Origin of the sequence: Synechococcus sp. CBW1108, from assembly GCF_015840335.1 — a bacterium.
Taxonomy (GTDB): Bacteria; Cyanobacteriota; Cyanobacteriia; order PCC-6307; family Cyanobiaceae; genus Cyanobium_A.
In genome coordinates this window covers 2,227,816-2,242,089 of sequence record NZ_CP060395.1, presented here as the reverse complement: position 1 = coordinate 2,242,089, position 14,274 = coordinate 2,227,816, and the positions used below count along the sequence as shown (strand labels likewise).

At 66.1% G+C, this 14,274-nt stretch carries 20 protein-coding genes; 12 read left to right on the top strand and 8 right to left on the bottom strand.

Annotation, left to right across the window (positions count from 1 at the left end):
• Positions 1 to 78 precede the first annotated feature (78 nt).
• Together H8F27_RS12215 and H8F27_RS12210 are read right to left on the bottom strand one after the other, a co-directional pair.
• Positions 79 to 1,155: a glycosyltransferase family 4 protein gene (locus tag H8F27_RS12215; RefSeq protein WP_197148318.1), complete on the bottom strand. Its 1,077-nt coding sequence runs from the start codon at positions 1,153 to 1,155 to the stop codon at positions 79 to 81.
• Positions 1,155 to 2,090 (bottom strand): DMT family transporter, encoded by a 936-nt coding sequence (locus tag H8F27_RS12210; RefSeq protein ID WP_197148316.1) that lies wholly within the window; start codon positions 2,088 to 2,090, stop codon positions 1,155 to 1,157. The genes H8F27_RS12215 and H8F27_RS12210 overlap by 1 nt, the downstream gene beginning before the upstream one ends.
• A 59-nt stretch (positions 2,091 to 2,149) precedes the next feature.
• Between H8F27_RS12210 and sppA the strand changes: the two genes are divergently transcribed.
• The 10 genes from sppA (at position 2,150) to H8F27_RS12160 (ending at position 8,473) form a co-directional block, all read left to right on the top strand.
• Positions 2,150 to 2,962: a signal peptide peptidase SppA gene (sppA, locus tag H8F27_RS12205; RefSeq protein ID WP_197148315.1), complete on the top strand. Its 813-nt coding sequence runs from the start codon at positions 2,150 to 2,152 to the stop codon at positions 2,960 to 2,962.
• A complete protein-coding gene (aroH, locus tag H8F27_RS12200) occupies positions 2,959 to 3,336 on the top strand; it encodes a chorismate mutase (RefSeq protein WP_197148313.1) in 378 nt (125 codons plus the stop codon). Before sppA ends, aroH begins: the two co-directional genes overlap by 4 nt.
• A 55-nt stretch (positions 3,337 to 3,391) precedes the next feature.
• Positions 3,392 to 4,024, top strand: a complete 633-nt coding sequence (locus H8F27_RS12195; protein WP_231596246.1) for a DUF2808 domain-containing protein — start codon at positions 3,392 to 3,394, stop codon at positions 4,022 to 4,024.
• A 54-nt stretch (positions 4,025 to 4,078) separates the two neighbouring features.
• Positions 4,079 to 4,216, top strand: coding sequence for a 50S ribosomal protein L34 (gene rpmH, locus H8F27_RS12190; protein ID WP_006170261.1), 138 nt, complete (start codon positions 4,079 to 4,081; stop codon positions 4,214 to 4,216).
• Positions 4,217 to 4,226: 10 nt separating this feature from the next.
• Positions 4,227 to 4,610, top strand: coding sequence for a ribonuclease P protein component (gene rnpA / locus H8F27_RS12185; RefSeq protein ID WP_197148312.1), 384 nt, complete (start codon positions 4,227 to 4,229; stop codon positions 4,608 to 4,610).
• Entirely contained in the window at positions 4,607 to 5,029 is a 423-nt protein-coding gene (locus tag H8F27_RS12180) for a PH domain-containing protein (protein ID WP_197148310.1), read from the top strand. The genes rnpA and H8F27_RS12180 overlap by 4 nt, the downstream gene beginning before the upstream one ends.
• A gap of 53 nt (positions 5,030 to 5,082) precedes the next feature.
• Entirely contained in the window at positions 5,083 to 6,210 is a 1,128-nt protein-coding gene (yidC, locus tag H8F27_RS12175) for a membrane protein insertase YidC (RefSeq protein WP_197148308.1), read from the top strand.
• Between the two features lie 17 nt (positions 6,211 to 6,227).
• Positions 6,228 to 6,707, top strand: a complete 480-nt coding sequence (locus H8F27_RS12170; protein WP_197148307.1) for a DUF177 domain-containing protein — start codon at positions 6,228 to 6,230, stop codon at positions 6,705 to 6,707.
• Positions 6,708 to 6,717: 10 nt separating this feature from the next.
• Entirely contained in the window at positions 6,718 to 8,208 is a 1,491-nt protein-coding gene (locus H8F27_RS12165; RefSeq protein ID WP_197148306.1) for an AAA family ATPase, read from the top strand.
• A 91-nt stretch (positions 8,209 to 8,299) separates the two neighbouring features.
• Entirely contained in the window at positions 8,300 to 8,473 is a 174-nt protein-coding gene (locus H8F27_RS12160; protein WP_197148305.1) for a hypothetical protein, read from the top strand.
• Positions 8,474 to 8,496: 23 nt separating this feature from the next.
• On the opposite strand, the gene H8F27_RS17665 is transcribed toward H8F27_RS12160, so the two are convergent.
• Together H8F27_RS17665 and H8F27_RS12155 are read right to left on the bottom strand one after the other, a co-directional pair.
• Positions 8,497 to 8,709, bottom strand: coding sequence for a hypothetical protein (locus H8F27_RS17665; RefSeq protein WP_231596245.1), 213 nt, complete (start codon positions 8,707 to 8,709; stop codon positions 8,497 to 8,499).
• Positions 8,693 to 9,244, bottom strand: a complete 552-nt coding sequence (locus H8F27_RS12155) for a mechanosensitive ion channel family protein (protein ID WP_231596244.1) — start codon at positions 9,242 to 9,244, stop codon at positions 8,693 to 8,695. The genes H8F27_RS17665 and H8F27_RS12155 overlap by 17 nt, the downstream gene beginning before the upstream one ends.
• 51 nt (positions 9,245 to 9,295) lie before the next feature.
• On the opposite strand from H8F27_RS12155, the gene H8F27_RS12150 reads away from it, so the two are divergent.
• Positions 9,296 to 10,519, top strand: a complete 1,224-nt coding sequence (locus tag H8F27_RS12150; RefSeq protein ID WP_197148304.1) for an aminotransferase class V-fold PLP-dependent enzyme — start codon at positions 9,296 to 9,298, stop codon at positions 10,517 to 10,519.
• A 74-nt stretch (positions 10,520 to 10,593) separates the two neighbouring features.
• On the opposite strand, the gene aqpZ is transcribed toward H8F27_RS12150, so the two are convergent.
• The 4 genes from aqpZ to yidD all read right to left on the bottom strand — a co-directional run bounded on the left by aqpZ (position 10,594) and on the right by yidD (position 13,550).
• Entirely contained in the window at positions 10,594 to 11,340 is a 747-nt protein-coding gene (gene aqpZ, locus H8F27_RS12145; protein ID WP_197153544.1) for an aquaporin Z, read from the bottom strand.
• 95 nt (positions 11,341 to 11,435) lie between these two features.
• On the bottom strand, positions 11,436 to 12,929 hold the full coding sequence (locus H8F27_RS12140; RefSeq protein WP_197148303.1) for a UDP-N-acetylmuramoyl-L-alanyl-D-glutamate--2,6-diaminopimelate ligase: 1,494 nt from the start codon (positions 12,927 to 12,929) through the stop codon (positions 11,436 to 11,438).
• Positions 12,930 to 12,956: 27 nt separating this feature from the next.
• Entirely contained in the window at positions 12,957 to 13,229 is a 273-nt protein-coding gene (locus tag H8F27_RS12135) for a glutaredoxin family protein (RefSeq protein WP_197148302.1), read from the bottom strand.
• Positions 13,230 to 13,550: a membrane protein insertion efficiency factor YidD gene (gene yidD, locus H8F27_RS12130; RefSeq protein ID WP_231596243.1), complete on the bottom strand. Its 321-nt coding sequence runs from the start codon at positions 13,548 to 13,550 to the stop codon at positions 13,230 to 13,232.
• A 90-nt stretch (positions 13,551 to 13,640) separates the two neighbouring features.
• Between yidD and rpsD the strand changes: the two genes are divergently transcribed.
• On the top strand, positions 13,641 to 14,249 hold the full coding sequence (gene rpsD / locus H8F27_RS12125; RefSeq protein WP_197148301.1) for a 30S ribosomal protein S4: 609 nt from the start codon (positions 13,641 to 13,643) through the stop codon (positions 14,247 to 14,249).
• Positions 14,250 to 14,274: the final 25 nt, after the last annotated feature.

Below are 14,274 nucleotides of genomic sequence, written 5' to 3'. Positions count from 1 at the left end.
GATCCACCTTCCTAATTCGACCAGCTTAGTCGACTAAGCATCAACATTGGGGTCCCAGGATGGGTTGAACAAACCGTTTCACAAACCCAGCCCAGCCAATACCCACGCCTCAACCCGCTCTGCCAGCACCTCTCGGGAGGCGTTGGCCTGGGCCCACTGGCGGCAGGCGCGTCGATCGATTGCCCCCACCTGGGCCACAGCCGCCACCAGGCCCCCCACATCATCGGGCTCCACCAGCAGCCCCGTGAGACCCGGCTGCACCAGCTCGCCCGGACCGCCGCGGCGGTAGGCCACCACCGGCACGCCGCAGGCCAGCGCCTCCACCACCACGTTGCCGTAGGCCTCGTTCCACTTGGGGGTGTTCAGCAGAGCCCGGCAGCGACCCAGCTGCTCCTGCAGCTGATCGGTGGGCAGGAAGCCTCGCCACTGCAGGGTGCCGGCCGGCACAGAGGCCTCCACCGCCGCCGCATAGGCCCGGTCCTCAACCAGGCCCCACACCGCCAGGGGCAAGCCCAGCTGGGCCGCCGCGGCCGCCGCATCCTCCAGCCCCTTTTCCGGCGCCACCCGCCCGGCCCAGCCCAGTAGCGGCTCCGGCTCGGCGCAAAACCCATAGGCCGCCAGATCAAAGCCATTGCCCAACACCACCGGCGGCTGGGGCAGATTGAAATCCGCTGCCTGAACGGCGCTGTGGAAGGCCAGCCGCCGCTGGTCCCAGCGGGCCACGTCGGCGATCACCCCATCCATGGCATCCCCCACCGAGCCCATGCTGACCAGATGGAAGATCGGCAGCGGCGCTGTGGGGGTCAACCAGAAGGGCAGCCAGTCGTAGGCCAGGTTGAGCACCAGCTCAAAGCCCGCCGCCGGGCCCTCCAGCAGCACCCGCCGCCAAAAGCGCGGCAGCAGCCCATCGGCCAGCATCGTGATCGGGGCGCTGCGCTCCTGGTGCTGGGCACTGGGCTGGGATTGGCCAGTGCAGGTCCAGAGGGTTGCGGCGGCGCAGGCGGGCGGCAGCACCGACCCCCCAGCCGCCAGCACGGTTACCGCGTGCCCCCGCTCCAGCAGGCCCGCCACCAGGGTGGTGGCCGTCAGTTCCACCCCACCGCCACAGCCACTGCCCAGGGCCCCCAAGGGGGTGCTCACCACCAGAATCCGCATCAGGCCTGCTGCTCCAGGAAACCGCCCTGCCAGAGCTGCTTGCGGCGGCTGATCAGCAGCACCGATACCAGGGCCAGCAGCGCCCCAAGCCACTGCAGCGGCCGCAACTGCTCATCGAGCCACCACACGCCACAGAGCAGGGCAAACACCGGCGTTAAAAAAGTGAGCGCCGTGAAACCGGTGAGGTCGCCGCTGTTGGCAAACCAGAAGAAGAGCCCGTAGGCCAGGGCACTGCCGAACACGGTGGCGTAGGCCATCAGGCCCCACTCCGCCGGGCTCCAGGCGGGCAGGGGGGAGCCGGCCAGGCCAACGCCGCCCAACAGGGGCAGTCCGCCAATCAGCATGTGCCAGCCGGTGATCGCCACCGGATCACTCTGGCGGCTGGCGTAGCGGCTCAGCACCGTGCCGATGGCCATCGCCGCCGCCGCCGCCAACATCCACAGTTCCCCGTGGCTCCACGCTTGCTCCCCCAGGGCGGCTGGACCCTCCAGCCACCAATGACGCAGCACCGGCGCCGGCAGACCCAAACAGAGGATGCCGAGCAACCCGAGCAGCAGACCCACCCAGCCCACCGGATTGATCGCCTCGCCAAACAGACTGCGGGCCAGCAGGGCCACCAGCAGGGGCTGGGAGTCGATCAAAACCGAGCCCAAACCGGCCCCGGTCTGGCCCAGGCCCCTGGCCAGCAGGCCCTGAAACAGGCTGCCATCGACCAGGGCGAAGAGCAGCAGCCAGGGCCAATCGCTGGCGGCAACCCGCAGGGAGCGGCCCAGCAGCATTGCCCCCACCAGCACCAGGCCACCTGCGGGCAGCAACCTCAAACTGGCCACCTGCAGGGGAGTGCCCCCCTCCAGCAGGGGCCGCATTGCCGCCATCGCCGTGCCCCAGAGGGCAAAGGGCAGCAACATCAGGGGCCATCGCAGGGCCTGGGGCATGGCGCTTGCTGGCCGGTGGGGGCATTCTTTTTAAGATCCAACCACTTCACCGCACCCCAATGCCCTGGCCCTGGCGTCGCAAGACCCGTCGCACCCTGGCGCGCATCGCCATCGAAGGGCCCATCGCCGGCGCCACCCGCACCCGGGTGCTCAAGGCCATCCACCAGGTGGAGCAGCGCGAATGCCCCGCCCTGCTGCTGCGCATCGACAGCCCGGGCGGCACCGTGGGCGACAGCCAGGAAATTCACAGCTCCCTGCTGCGCCTGCGGGAGAAGGGATGCAGGGTTGTCGCCAGCTTCGGCAATATCTCCGCATCCGGCGGGGTCTACATCGGCGTCGCGGCCGAGAAGATCATCGCCAACCCGGGCACGATCACCGGCTCCATCGGCGTGATCCTGCGCGGCAACAACCTCTCCAAGTTGCTCAAACGTGTGGGGGTGAGCTTTGAAACCGTCAAAAGCGGCCTTTACAAGGACATCCTCTCCCCCGATCGCGCCCTCACCGAAGGGGAAAGGGAGCTGTTGCAAGGCCTGATCGACTCAAGCTACGACCAGTTCGTCGAGGCGGTGGCCACGGGTCGGGGGCTGGACCAGAAGCTGGTGCGGGCCTTCGCCGATGGCCGGGTGTTCAGCGGTGCCCAGGCCAAGGAACATGGCCTTGTCGATGGCCTGGGCGATGAGGAGACGGCCCGGCGGCTGGCCGCCGAGCTGGCCGACCTCGACCCAGCAAAAACCCGAACGATCACCTTTGGCAGCCCGCCGAAACGCTTCGCCGGGCTCCTGCCCGGCCGCAGTCAGCTGCGGGGACTGGGCCAGGCCCTCAGCCTCGAACTCGCCTGGAACGGCCAACCGCTGTGGCTCTACCGGCCATGAGCCAGTCCCCTGTGCTGCGCGCCCTGCGCGGGGCCACCACCGCCGACGCCAACACCGCCGAGGCGATCGAGGCTGCCGTGGCCGAACTGGTGCAGGCCCTGGTGGCGCGCAATGGCCTGGGGGCGGAGCAGCTGGTGTCGGTCACCTTTTCGGTGACTGGCGATCTCGATGCCTGCTTCCCGGCCGCCATCGCCCGACGCCAGCCCGGCTGGGGCCAGGTGGCCCTGCTCGATTGCCAGCAGATGGCCGTAGTGGGTGATCTGCCCCGCTGTATCCGGCTCCTGGCCCATGCCTGGCTCCCCCCCCAGCAGGCGCCGCTCCATCCCTACCTGCGGGCAGCGGCCCAGCTCAGGCCCGACCGGGTCGATCCCTGATCCGGCCGCCACCTGCAGGGCCGACCACCGAGACCAGCGGGCCAGGCCCTGGCTGATGAGAATCGAATTCCTCACCGGTATCTCCCTGATGGGCTTCCCTTCCCTGAGTCGCCTTGCGGCACCCCTGCCTGCCCTGGTGACAGCCGCAGCCCTGGCCGGGCTGGGAGCCCTGGCCCCTGGCGCGCTGGAGCAACCAGCCCGGGCCCAGGGCACCCCGAGCCTGATGGAGTTCCGCTGGGACAACACCAAGGATTACCGCAAGCTCTACTACTTCATGACCGAGACCCAGCGTCTCAAGCGTTCGGAGTACTACCTGATTCTCAGACCTAAAGACCGCAAAACAGCAATTCTGAAGCTGAGCATCAGCATCCCCAGCTATTTCGATGCCAAGATCGATCCCAAACGGGTAAAGCTCTGCAAGATGAGCGAAGGCGGCATGATGTCACGCACCAAGTGCCAGGAGACGATCCCGGCCACGATCGAAATCGCTGAAAACGGCAGCGCCATTGAGATCTTCCCCGACACCCCCATTCCGGATACGGGCACGATTGGGGTTTACATGAATATCTTCAACCCGTTCAACATCGGCATGTATCAGTTCAACGCCCTGGCCCAGGCCCCGGGCGATGTGCCGATTGCCGGCTATCTGGGCAGCTGGCTGATTCAGATCGATCCGCCCAGCAACTGATAGGTTGGCCCTAACGCCCAATACCGACGCGACGAGCGCAGCAACAAGCCAGCCATGACCAAGCGCACCCTGGAAGGAACAAGCCGTAAGCGCAAGCGCGTCTCCGGTTTTCGGGTGCGCATGCGCAGCCACACCGGCCGCCGGGTAATCCGCACCCGGCGGCGCCGCGGCCGCGCCCGGCTGGCTGTTTAGGACCCTTCCCTTGGCCCTGCCCCAGCGTCACCGGCTCAAGGGGCAGCGCGTGTTTGACCAGGTGTACCAGAGGGGAAGTAGGCACCAAGGTCCCGCCATGGTGCTGCGCATCCTCGATGCCCAGCCCGGCCTGCTCCCCCTTGAGCAACAGCTCCACCCCCCAAGCCCCTGGCGCTGTGGGGTGGTGGTGAGCAGCAAGGTTCACAAGCGGGCCGTGCGGCGTAATCGACTGCGGCGCCTGCTCCACGGCCACCTGCTGGCCCAGTCGATCGGAGCAGGTGGGCGCTCCCTCTGGCTGCTGCTTAGCCTCAAACCGGGCAGTGCCGATCTCCCCAGCCTGGCCCTGCTGGGAGAATGCAACCAACTTCTGCACCAGGCAGGCCTGACGCCATGAGCCAAGACAGCAGCACGAGCCAAGAAAGCAAGAGCATCCAGGAGACCGTTTATTACGAGGGTGGGCCGGCCAAGGGGGATCTGGTGTTCAACCTGCTCCTGGGATTGACGCTGATCGGCATTCCCTTTGCCGTCGGAGCGATCGTGCGGGCCCTGTGGCTGCGCTTCCGCATCACCAGTCGCCGGATCGAAGTGAACGGCGGCTGGCTGGGCCGCGATCGCACCCAGGTGGTGTACAGCCAGATCCGGGAGGTGCGCAGCGTGCCCCGGGGCTTCGGCCTGTGGGGCGACATGGTGCTGGTGCTGAACGATGGCTCCAAGCTGGAGATGCGCTCGGTGCCTGGCTTCCGCGAGCTGGAGACCTACATCGAGGAACGCCGCCAGGCCAAGAGCTCCACACCGAAGGGCATGGCCGCCTAGACCATCAGTCACACTGAGCCCACGCTCCCCCCTACCCCCAGAGCCCCTCTGCCGTGATCGGGTACATCTCCGACAATCTGCTGCTGCCGATCCTCGATTTCTTTTACGGATTGGTGCCCAGCTACGGGCTGGCGATCATTGCCCTGACGGTGGTGATCCGGCTGGCGCTGTTCCCCCTGAGCGCCGGTTCGATCCGCAATGCCCGGCGCATGCGCATTGCCCAGCCCGCCATGCAGAAGCGGCAGGCCGAGATCAAGGCTAAGTACGCCTCCAACCCCCAGAAACAGCAGGAAGAACTGGGCCAGCTGATGAAGGAGTTCGGCAGCCCCCTGGCCGGCTGCCTGCCCCTGGTGGTGCAGATGCCGATCCTGTTTGCCCTGTTCGCCACCCTGCGGGGCTCACCGTTTGCCGATGTGCCCTACACCCTCAACCTCAAGGTGCTGCCCGCTGAGCAGATCGCCGCGGTGGAGCCGAAACCTTTTAACAGCGCCAGCCACTCGATCTTCATCACCGAAACCAGCCACGTGCCCGTCATTGCCAGCCTGGAGGGCGGCACCAAGCTGGGCGTGGGTGATTCGGCCCAGGTGAAGCTGCACACCAAAGAGGGCGACAGCTTCGCTTCCGTGCTGCAGGGCATTGACGGCGGCGACGCCTTTGCCCCCACCTGGAGCGTCACCAAGGGCGACGGGGTGGTCAGCGTGGCAGCGGATGGCACCATCACCGCCCTCGGCACCGGCGATGCCACCGTGGAGGCCAAGATCCCCGGCCTGGCGGCCCGCAGCGGCTTCCTGTTCATCAAGGCCCTGGGTCAGGTGGGCTTCATGACCGACGGAGCCGTCAACTGGGACATCGCGATCCTGGTGGCCGGATTCGGCGCCAGCCTGTTTGCCTCCCAGATCCTTTCGGGCATGGGCATGCCGGCCAACCCCCAGCAGTCCACGGCCAACAAGATCACGCCGGTGATGATCACGGGCATGTTCCTATTTTTTCCCCTGCCGGCCGGGGTGCTGCTCTACATGGTGGTGGCCAACATCTTCCAGGCCCTGCAGACCTTCCTGCTCAGCCGCGAGGCCCTGCCGGACAACCTGCAGGCGATCCTCGACCAGCAGATGGCCCAGCAACCGGTCACGGTCAGCGCCAGTGGCAGCCGCATGCCCTTCGAGCCCAAGGGCAAGAAATAACCCACCCTCCTGAGCCCTTGCCCGTCCAATCCGAGCCCGTTCCCCTGCGCCCGCTTCCCCTTCAGGAGCTGCAGTACCTGGATGGGGGCCGCCACTGGCAGATCGGCCAGCCGATCGCCGGGCTGGCCACGCTCACGCCGGTGCGGGGCGAACTGCAGGCCACCCACCTGGGCAATGTGCTGGAGGTCAAGGGCAGGGCCGAAGCGATCGTGACCCTCTGCTGCGACCGCTGCCTTCAGCACTTCAACATGACCCTGAGCGCCGCCAGCACGGAGCTGATCTTGATCGGCGCGGCAGAGAGCGATGACAGCCAGCTGGTGGAAAGGCTCGATCCGAGGGGCAGCTTCGATCCGGAGCACTGGATCTTCGAGCAGCTGAGCTTGCAACTGCCGATCGTCAATCACTGCGGCAGCCACTGCCCGGGCCCTGCCACCTGGAGCAGCGCCAGCTCCGGCATCGACCCCCGCTGGCAGGCACTGCAGAACCTGACCCCCTAGGCGAGCCGCCGTGACCGACAGCTGGGGCGACCAACTCGATCTCCTGATCCGCGCCCGCACGCCGATTCTCTGGATTCGCAGCCTGGAGGAGGAGCGGGTTGAAGCCCTGCTGGAGCAGGCAGCCCAACGGCTGGGCGGCCGCACCCTGCTGCGCTGGGACTTCATCGAGGGTCTCGGCGGCGCCCCCAACCGCAGCGGTGAGGCCGCCCGCAACCCGATGGCTGCCCTGGCCTGCCTCGATCCGCTGCCGCCCGAGCAGGCGGCCATGTTGGTGCTGCGCGATTTTCACCGCTACTGCGAAGATGCGGGCGTCTGCAGGCGTCTGCGCAACCTGGCGGCCAGCCTGCGCCAGGCGCCCCGCACCCTGGTGATCACCGCCCCCGACTGGTCGATCCCAAGGGAGCTCGAAGACAGCATCACCCTGCTGGATCTGCCCCTCCCTGCTGCGGAGGAGATCCGAACCCTGCTGAGCACAATTGCCAATGCCAGTGGCCATCCCCTCAGCCCCGGGGTGGCCGAACAGCTCACCGCCGCCTGCCACGGCCTCAGTGAGCAGCGGGTGCGCCAGCTGGCCGCCCGGGCACTGGCCCGGCGCGGCCAACTCGGGGAGGAGGATCTGGCCGAGGTGCTGGAGGAGAAACGTCAGGCGATCGCCAAGAGCGAGCTGCTGGAGTACTGCCCCAGCGAGGCCAGCCCCGCCGACATCGGTGGGCTCGAGGCCCTCAAGCACTGGCTGGAGCAGCGCCACATGGCCTTCAGCGAAGAGGCGATGCGCTACGGCCTGCCCCTGCCCCGCGGCGTGCTGCTGGTGGGTCCCCAGGGCACGGGCAAATCGCTCACGGCCAAGGCGATCGCCCACAGCTGGAGCATGCCCCTGCTGCGCCTGGATGTGGGCCGGCTATTTGCCGGCTTGGTGGGGGCTTCCGAGGCCCGCACCCGCGACATGATCCAGCGGGCAGAGGCCATGGCGCCCTGCGTGCTCTGGATCGATGAGATCGATAAGGGGTTTGGGGGCGACTCCCGCAGCGATGGCGGCACCAGCCAGCGGGTGCTGGGCACGGTGCTCACCTGGATGGCAGAGAAAACCAGCGCCGTCTTCGTGGTGGCCACGGCCAACGGGGTCGACAAGCTGCCGGCCGAGCTGCTGCGCAAGGGCCGCTTCGACGAGATCTTCCTGCTGGACCTACCCAGCGCCGAGGAGCGCCGGGCGATCCTCGATCTGCAGCTGGGGCGACGGCGACCCAGCCACACCATCCCGCTGGATGTGCTGGTGGACCGCACGGGCGGATTTTCCGGCGCCGAACTCGAGCAGACGGTGATCGAGGCCATGCACCTGGCCTTCGCCGAGCAGCGGGAATTCGGCGAGGCCGACCTGATCGCCGCTGCCAGCCAGGTGGTGCCGCTCTCGCGCACCGCCCGGGAACAGCTTGAGGCCCTGCAGAGTTGGGCCAGGGGCGGCCGGGCCAGGCTGGCCAGCGCCCGAGTTGATTTCGGGGAGTAACGAACTTAGACGGCAGGTAACAAGGCTTGCCCCCAGGCCTACTCAGCCCAAGTCCCTACCCCTACGGTCGGGTCCATACGCCCCCTACGCCATGACCCCGACCCCCCACAGCCGTCCGGAAATGGTCAACCAGCTGGCCGTTGCCTGCCTGGGCGCCGGGGTTGTGACCACGGTGGCGGTGGCCCAGGGGCAGAACCCCCTGACCGCCCTAGCCATCACTCTGTTTTCCGCCCTGGCCGCCGTGATGGTCGGCCAGGTGCTCTGATCAGATCAGATGCGATTAGCAGATCAGTTGGCTGAGGGATCGGCCATCGCCACGGGGATCCTGGGAACCGGGAAACCGTTGCTGCAAAGCACATCGACAATCATGCGGTTGGTGTCGAAATACACCTGCCAGTAGTTGTCGGTGTGGGTGTAAGGACGGACCGCCAGCCGGGGCCCCCGTTCGCTGAATTCCAGCACCTCCACATCGCCCCCCATGCCCTCAAATTGATTGGGCAACCAGTTCAACTCGGCGGTAGCCGTGGACCGAATAGTTCTGAATGGTGTCGCCGAACAATTTGCCGTTGGGCACGATGTTGCGCACGTTGTCGGGTGCCAGCAGCGAGGTGACGAACATGCCGATTTCCTCCACCGTGCCTGTAATGCCGGCAGCGGTGATGAAGTCGCCCACACTGAAGGGCCGGAAAACCTGCAGGAAAACCCCGGCGGCGAAATTGCCGAGCATGCCGCTCCAGGCCGCCCCAAGCGCCACACCGGCGCCGGCGAGCAGGGCCGCGAAGCTGGCTGTCTGGATGCCGAAGAAGCCCAGAATGGCCACCACTAGGATCACTCGTAGCACGGCTCCGAGGATGTTGATCAGATAGGCGACGACAGTGGCATCAAGGGCTCTTTGGCGCAAACTTTTGCGCATAATGCGCATTGCCATCTGAATCAGCCAGCCACCGGCAATCCAGAGGGCAACGGCCCATACCAGCTTGAGCACAAAGGGCACAATCGTGCTCGCCAGAAGCAAGGAGAAATCTGGGATCGGCATAGCCTCGGACCAAGTAAAAACCAAACCTAGATAGCTTCCACCCGGCCGTCAATGCGACACCAGAATTTGCAAAGCAAGGATTCAGAAGGCCAGGATATAAACGCAGGCCCCGAACTGCCAGCTGATTTCCGCGCCCAGCTACCCGCCCTGGCAAACAAGACCTACTTCAACTACGGCGGCCAGGGCCCCCTGCCGAGCTCCTCCCTCGAGGCCATCACGGCCGCCTGGCGCACCATCCAGGAGCTGGGCCCATTTTCCGGCGCCGTCTGGCCGTTTGTGGAACAAACCACCAGCCAGCTGCGCCAGCACCTGGCCGACTGGTTTGGCGTGCCGGCGCACCGGCTGGCCTTCAGCGAAAACGTAACCAGTGGCTGCGTACTGCCGCTCTGGGGCCTGCCCTGGCAGGCCGGCGACGAACTCCTGATCAGCGACTGCGAGCACCCGGGGGTGGTGGCCGCCTGCCGCGAACTGGCCCACCGCCAGGGACTGACGATTTCGACCCTGGCGGTGGCGGATCTGCGCGGCACTGTCGCTGACACCAACAAGCAGGTGCTGCGGCGATTGGATCGCCAGCTCAGCCCCGCCACCCGATTGGTTGTGCTTTCACACCTGCTCTGGAATACGGGCCAGGTGATGCCGATTGCAGCGGTAGCCGGCCAGCTCAGCTCACACCCCAAGCATCCCTGGCTGCTGGTGGACGGGGCCCAATCCCTTGGGGCCATTCCCATCGAAGCAGCCGCAGCTGCCGACATCTACGGCTGCACCGGCCACAAATGGTGTTGCGGACCCGAGGGACTGGGAGCAGTAGCCCTATCCGAGCGGGTGGTGCGCGAGGCCAGGCCCACCCTGATCGGCTGGCGCAGCCTGAGCCACGCAGCCACCGGCCAGAGCGAATTTCACACCGACAGCCGGCGCTTTGAAGTGGCAACCTCCTGCATACCCCTTTGCGCTGGGCTGGAGCAATCCCTGCACCTGCTGGAGGAGCAAGGCACTGCCGAAGAGCGCCTGGCCCTGATTCAGCGCCGCAGCGGCTATCTCTGGCAAGGACTGCAGGCCAACCCGCGGGCCCGCACCCTGCTGGAGCTGCCGCCACCAGCGGGGCTGGTGAGCTTTGAGCTCAGCGGCGAAGATCCGCAAAGGGTGGTGAAGCTCCTGGGTGAACAGGGCATCTGGCTGCGCAGCCTCGACGATCCCCACTGCCTGCGGGCCTGCACCCACATCTTCAGCACCGAAGCTGAGATTGACCAGCTGCTTGAAGCTTTGCAAACGGTCTGAGTCGCTCCCAACTCCAAACAAAAAAGAGGCTTACGCCCCTTATCTAGATCCAGCCTGCCTAGATCTAATTGGGATCAGGAAGCCTGGTCGCTGAACACATTGCGATAAACCCAGCCAGCCAGCAGGGCCCCCACAATCGGCGCCAGCCAGAACAACCAGAGCTGACCCATCGCTTCCACTCCGGCCCAAACAGCCACTGCAGTGCTCCGGGCAGGGTTCACTGATGTGTTGGTCACCGGAATACTGATCATGTGAATCAGCGCCAAGGTGAGGCCGATAGCAAGGCCAGCAAAACCAGAGGGTGCCAGACGATCGGTGGCCCCAATAATCACCAACAGGAAGAAGAAAGTGAGCACCAGCTCCACGATCAAGGCCGCCCAAAAGCCATAGCCACCCGGCGAATGGCTGCCCCACCCATTTGTTGCAAGCGGGTTGCTGCCAGACATTACTAAATCAAACGCCGGTCCACCGGCCACCACCAGCTTGATGAAACCTCCCGCCAGCACACCCCCAATCACCTGAGCCACGATGTAAGGAAGCAGCTCCGAACCCTTCATTCGGCCGCTGGCCCAAAGGCCGAAGCTCACCGCCGGATTGAGGTGACATCCAGAGATGTGGCCAATTGCATAGGCCATGGTCACCACCGTGAGACCAAAGGCCAGCGACACGCCCAGAAAGCCCAGGCCAAAGGGATTGCCCGGGGCAATATCAGATCCAGTGATGTAAGGGAAATTAGCTGCGATTGCGGCACTGCCGCACCCTCCCAACACCAGCCAAAAAGTACCGAAGCCTTCGGCAAGAAGCTTCCTGCCTATTGGAATAGAGGTTGTCACAAAGATGGTTGATACAACAATATAAATATATCCAGACCACCTGGCACCAACAAGACACCGGGCACATTCCGAAGCATTCAGCCCTAAGTGGTCCGCCGGCGGCGCAGGGCTTTCTCCGCCTCTTCCCGATCGTCGAAAGGAACCTTGGTGGTGCCGAGAATCTGGTAGTCCTCGTGGCCCTTGCCGGCGATCAGCACCAGATCCCCAGGTGCGGCCGTGGCGATGGCGGCGGCGATGGCTGCCGCCCGGTCGGCCTCCACCTGCATGGATCCTCCAGGAGGAATGCCTGCCACCACGTCGGCCAGGATCTGCTGGGGATCTTCGGTGCGGGGGTTGTCGGAGGTCACATAGAGCTGGTCGGCCAGCCGCGCTGCGATCGCACCCATCTGGGGGCGCTTGCTGCGGTCGCGGTCACCGCCGCAGCCAAACACGCAGATCAGACGCCCCGCCGTGAAGGGCCGGCAGGCCGCCAGGGCGTTTTCCAGGCCATCGGGAGTGTGGGCGTAATCCACCAGCACCGCCGGAGCCCCCTGGCCATCCCCCACCACCACCCGCTCCATCCGGCCGGGCACGCCGCCGAAGCTGGCCAGCCCCTCGAGCAACCGGGGCAGGGGGACTCCCTGCTGTACCAAGGCTCCAACCGCCTGCAGCAGGTTCATCAGGTTGAAGCGCCCCACCAGCGGCGAGTGGAATGACCCTTCCCCCGCCGGCGTCCGCAGCACCCCGCGCACGCCAGCTGCGCCGAGCTGCAGCTCAGCGATGAACAGCTCGGCGCTGGGGTCTTCCAGGGAACTGCGCCAGCAGCTCGCGCCCAACCGTGCCGCCAGCTGGGCTCCCCAGGGGTCATCAGCATTCACCACCGCCCCGCCCGCCAGCAACGGCTCGGCAAACAACCGCGCCTTGGCCTCGAAGTAGGCCTGCATAGATGGGTGGTAGTCGAGATGGTCTTGACTGAGATTGGTGAACACGGCCCCGGCGAACCGACATCCCGCCACCCGCTGCTGATCCAGGGCATGGGAGCTCACCTCCATGGCACCGATCTGGGCACCGGCCTCGACGGCCTGGGCCAGCTGGGCCTGGAGCAGATCGGCGAAGGCGGTGGTGTGCTGGGCGGTGACGCTCTGGCCGGGCCAGCGGTTCACCAGGGTGCCGAAGAGGGCCGCCGGCCGGCCGGCAGCGGCGGCCAGATGCTCAATCAGGTGGGTGGTGGTGGTTTTGCCATTGGTGCCGGTGACCCCGATCAAGGTGAGCCGCTGGCTGGGCTGGTCCCAAAACTCTGCCGCCAGCAAACCCGCCCAGCGGGCCAGGGGATCGGCTGCCACCAGCACCCCATCCCCTGGGCCAGGCGGGTGGGCCGCGGCCGCCGCAGGGCTGATCACGGCCGCCAGGGCCCCGGCCCGAAGTGCCTGGGGCCAGAAGCAACCCCCATCCACCTGGGTGCCTGGCAACCCCACAAACAGGGAGCCGGGGCCTACCCGGCGGGAATCGCAACTGATGCCGGCCAGCTCCCCGTCCGGCAAGTCCGCCGGCACCTCCAGACCCACCTGCCGCAGGACCGAATGGAGCAGCTGGGTCATGGCACCAGTTGGCTGAATGGGGACTTTCTAAGCCTCCTGGCCGAAAAAACCCTGCTTCTGCAACCAAACCTGCAAGCCGGCCCCGGTCAGCCGCGGCGGCACCCGAGGCAACTCCCGATCCCCAGCCGATGAGCGCAGCAGCAACACGGGCACCTCCAGCCCGTAGCGATGCTGCAGGGCCGGGTCAGTGTCCACATCGATCACCACCACTGCCGGCGCAGGGGCCAGGGCGGCCAGCTTCTGGCCAAGGCCCTCACACAGGCAGCAGCCCTTGCGGGTTATCAGAATCAGCGAATTCATCTAATCGGGTACGGGATCACAGCCGCAGGGGGTGAACGGATGGCAGCGCAGTAGCCGCCCCAGGGTGAGCCAGCTGCCGCGCCAGGGGCCATGGCGACTGATCGCCTCGAGGCCATAGGCGCTGCAGCTGGGGATGAAGCGGCAGCGGGGGCCCAGCAGGGGCGAGAGCCAGCGGCGGTAGAAGCCAATCAAGCCAAGCAACAGAGCCGCCACCAGCCCCGCCAGCCCCCCGGGCCCAGCGGCTGCGAGCGACGCCAGCGTCGGCTCGGGCTGCAGCTCAAGGTCGCGCGGCCCAACCGATAGGATCGATCGTTGGCGCATCAAGGTGCGAGCAGGCGGGTTCCCCCAGCATGCTCGAAGCCACGGCGCCATGGGGGCCTGTCGCTTCCCTCGTCCTTTGAATACCTCTTCATGTCTCGCTACCGCGGCCCTCGTCTGAGGATCACGCGGCGCTTGGGAGACCTTCCCGGTCTCACCCGTAAGTCCGCCAAGCGGTCTTATCCCCCCGGTCAGCACGGCCAAGCCCGTCGCAAGCGCTCCGAATACGCCATCCGCCTCGAAGAGAAGCAAAAGCTTCGCTTCAACTACGGCATCTCCGAGCGCCAGCTCGTGCGCTACGTCAAGAAGGCGCGCGCCCAGGAGGGTTCCACCGGAACCAACCTGCTGAAGCTGCTCGAGAGCCGCCTCGACAATGTGTGCTTCCGCCTGGGGTTTGGCCCCACCGTGCCCGGTGCCCGCCAGCTGGTGAACCATGGCCACGTGACCGTCAACAATCGTGTTGTGGACATCCCCAGCTACCAGTGCAAGGCCGGCGACGTGATCGTCATCCGCGAGCGCAAACAGAGCAAGAAGCTGGCTGAGAGCAACCTGGAATTCCCCGGCCTGGCCAACATCCCACCCCACCTTGAGCTCGACAAGAACAAGCTCACAGCCAAGGTGATCAGCAAGTGCGAGCGCGAGTGGGTCGCCCTCGAAATAAACGAACTTCTGGTGGTGGAGTTCTATAGCCGCAAGGTTTGATCCCAGCGGCCCAGGTCAGTTCAAA

Excerpts from the sequence above, each read along its gene's own strand:
- rpmH (WP_006170261.1), top strand. The coding sequence starts at position 4,079 with ATGACCAAGCGCACCCTGGAAGGAACAAGCCGTAAGCGCAAGCGCGTC.
- aroH (WP_197148313.1), top strand. The coding sequence starts at position 2,959 with ATGAGCCAGTCCCCTGTGCTGCGCGCCCTGCGCGGGGCCACCACCGCC.
- H8F27_RS12215 (WP_197148318.1), bottom strand. The coding sequence starts at position 1,155 with ATGCGGATTCTGGTGGTGAGCACCCCCTTGGGGGCCCTGGGCAGTGGC.
- yidD (WP_231596243.1), bottom strand. The coding sequence starts at position 13,550 with ATGCGCCAACGATCGATCCTATCGGTTGGGCCGCGCGACCTTGAGCTG.
- rpsD (WP_197148301.1), top strand. The coding sequence starts at position 13,641 with ATGTCTCGCTACCGCGGCCCTCGTCTGAGGATCACGCGGCGCTTGGGA.
- H8F27_RS12180 (WP_197148310.1), top strand. The coding sequence starts at position 4,607 with ATGAGCCAAGACAGCAGCACGAGCCAAGAAAGCAAGAGCATCCAGGAG.
- H8F27_RS12210 (WP_197148316.1), bottom strand. The coding sequence starts at position 2,090 with ATGCCCCAGGCCCTGCGATGGCCCCTGATGTTGCTGCCCTTTGCCCTC.
- H8F27_RS12155 (WP_231596244.1), bottom strand. The coding sequence starts at position 9,244 with ATGCCGATCCCAGATTTCTCCTTGCTTCTGGCGAGCACGATTGTGCCC.
- H8F27_RS12135 (WP_197148302.1), bottom strand. The coding sequence starts at position 13,229 with ATGAATTCGCTGATTCTGATAACCCGCAAGGGCTGCTGCCTGTGTGAG.
- sppA (WP_197148315.1), top strand. The coding sequence starts at position 2,150 with ATGCCCTGGCCCTGGCGTCGCAAGACCCGTCGCACCCTGGCGCGCATC.
- H8F27_RS12195 (WP_231596246.1), top strand. The coding sequence starts at position 3,392 with ATGAGAATCGAATTCCTCACCGGTATCTCCCTGATGGGCTTCCCTTCC.
- H8F27_RS12150 (WP_197148304.1), top strand. The coding sequence starts at position 9,296 with ATGCGACACCAGAATTTGCAAAGCAAGGATTCAGAAGGCCAGGATATA.
- H8F27_RS12140 (WP_197148303.1), bottom strand. The coding sequence starts at position 12,929 with ATGACCCAGCTGCTCCATTCGGTCCTGCGGCAGGTGGGTCTGGAGGTG.
- H8F27_RS12160 (WP_197148305.1), top strand. The coding sequence starts at position 8,300 with ATGACCCCGACCCCCCACAGCCGTCCGGAAATGGTCAACCAGCTGGCC.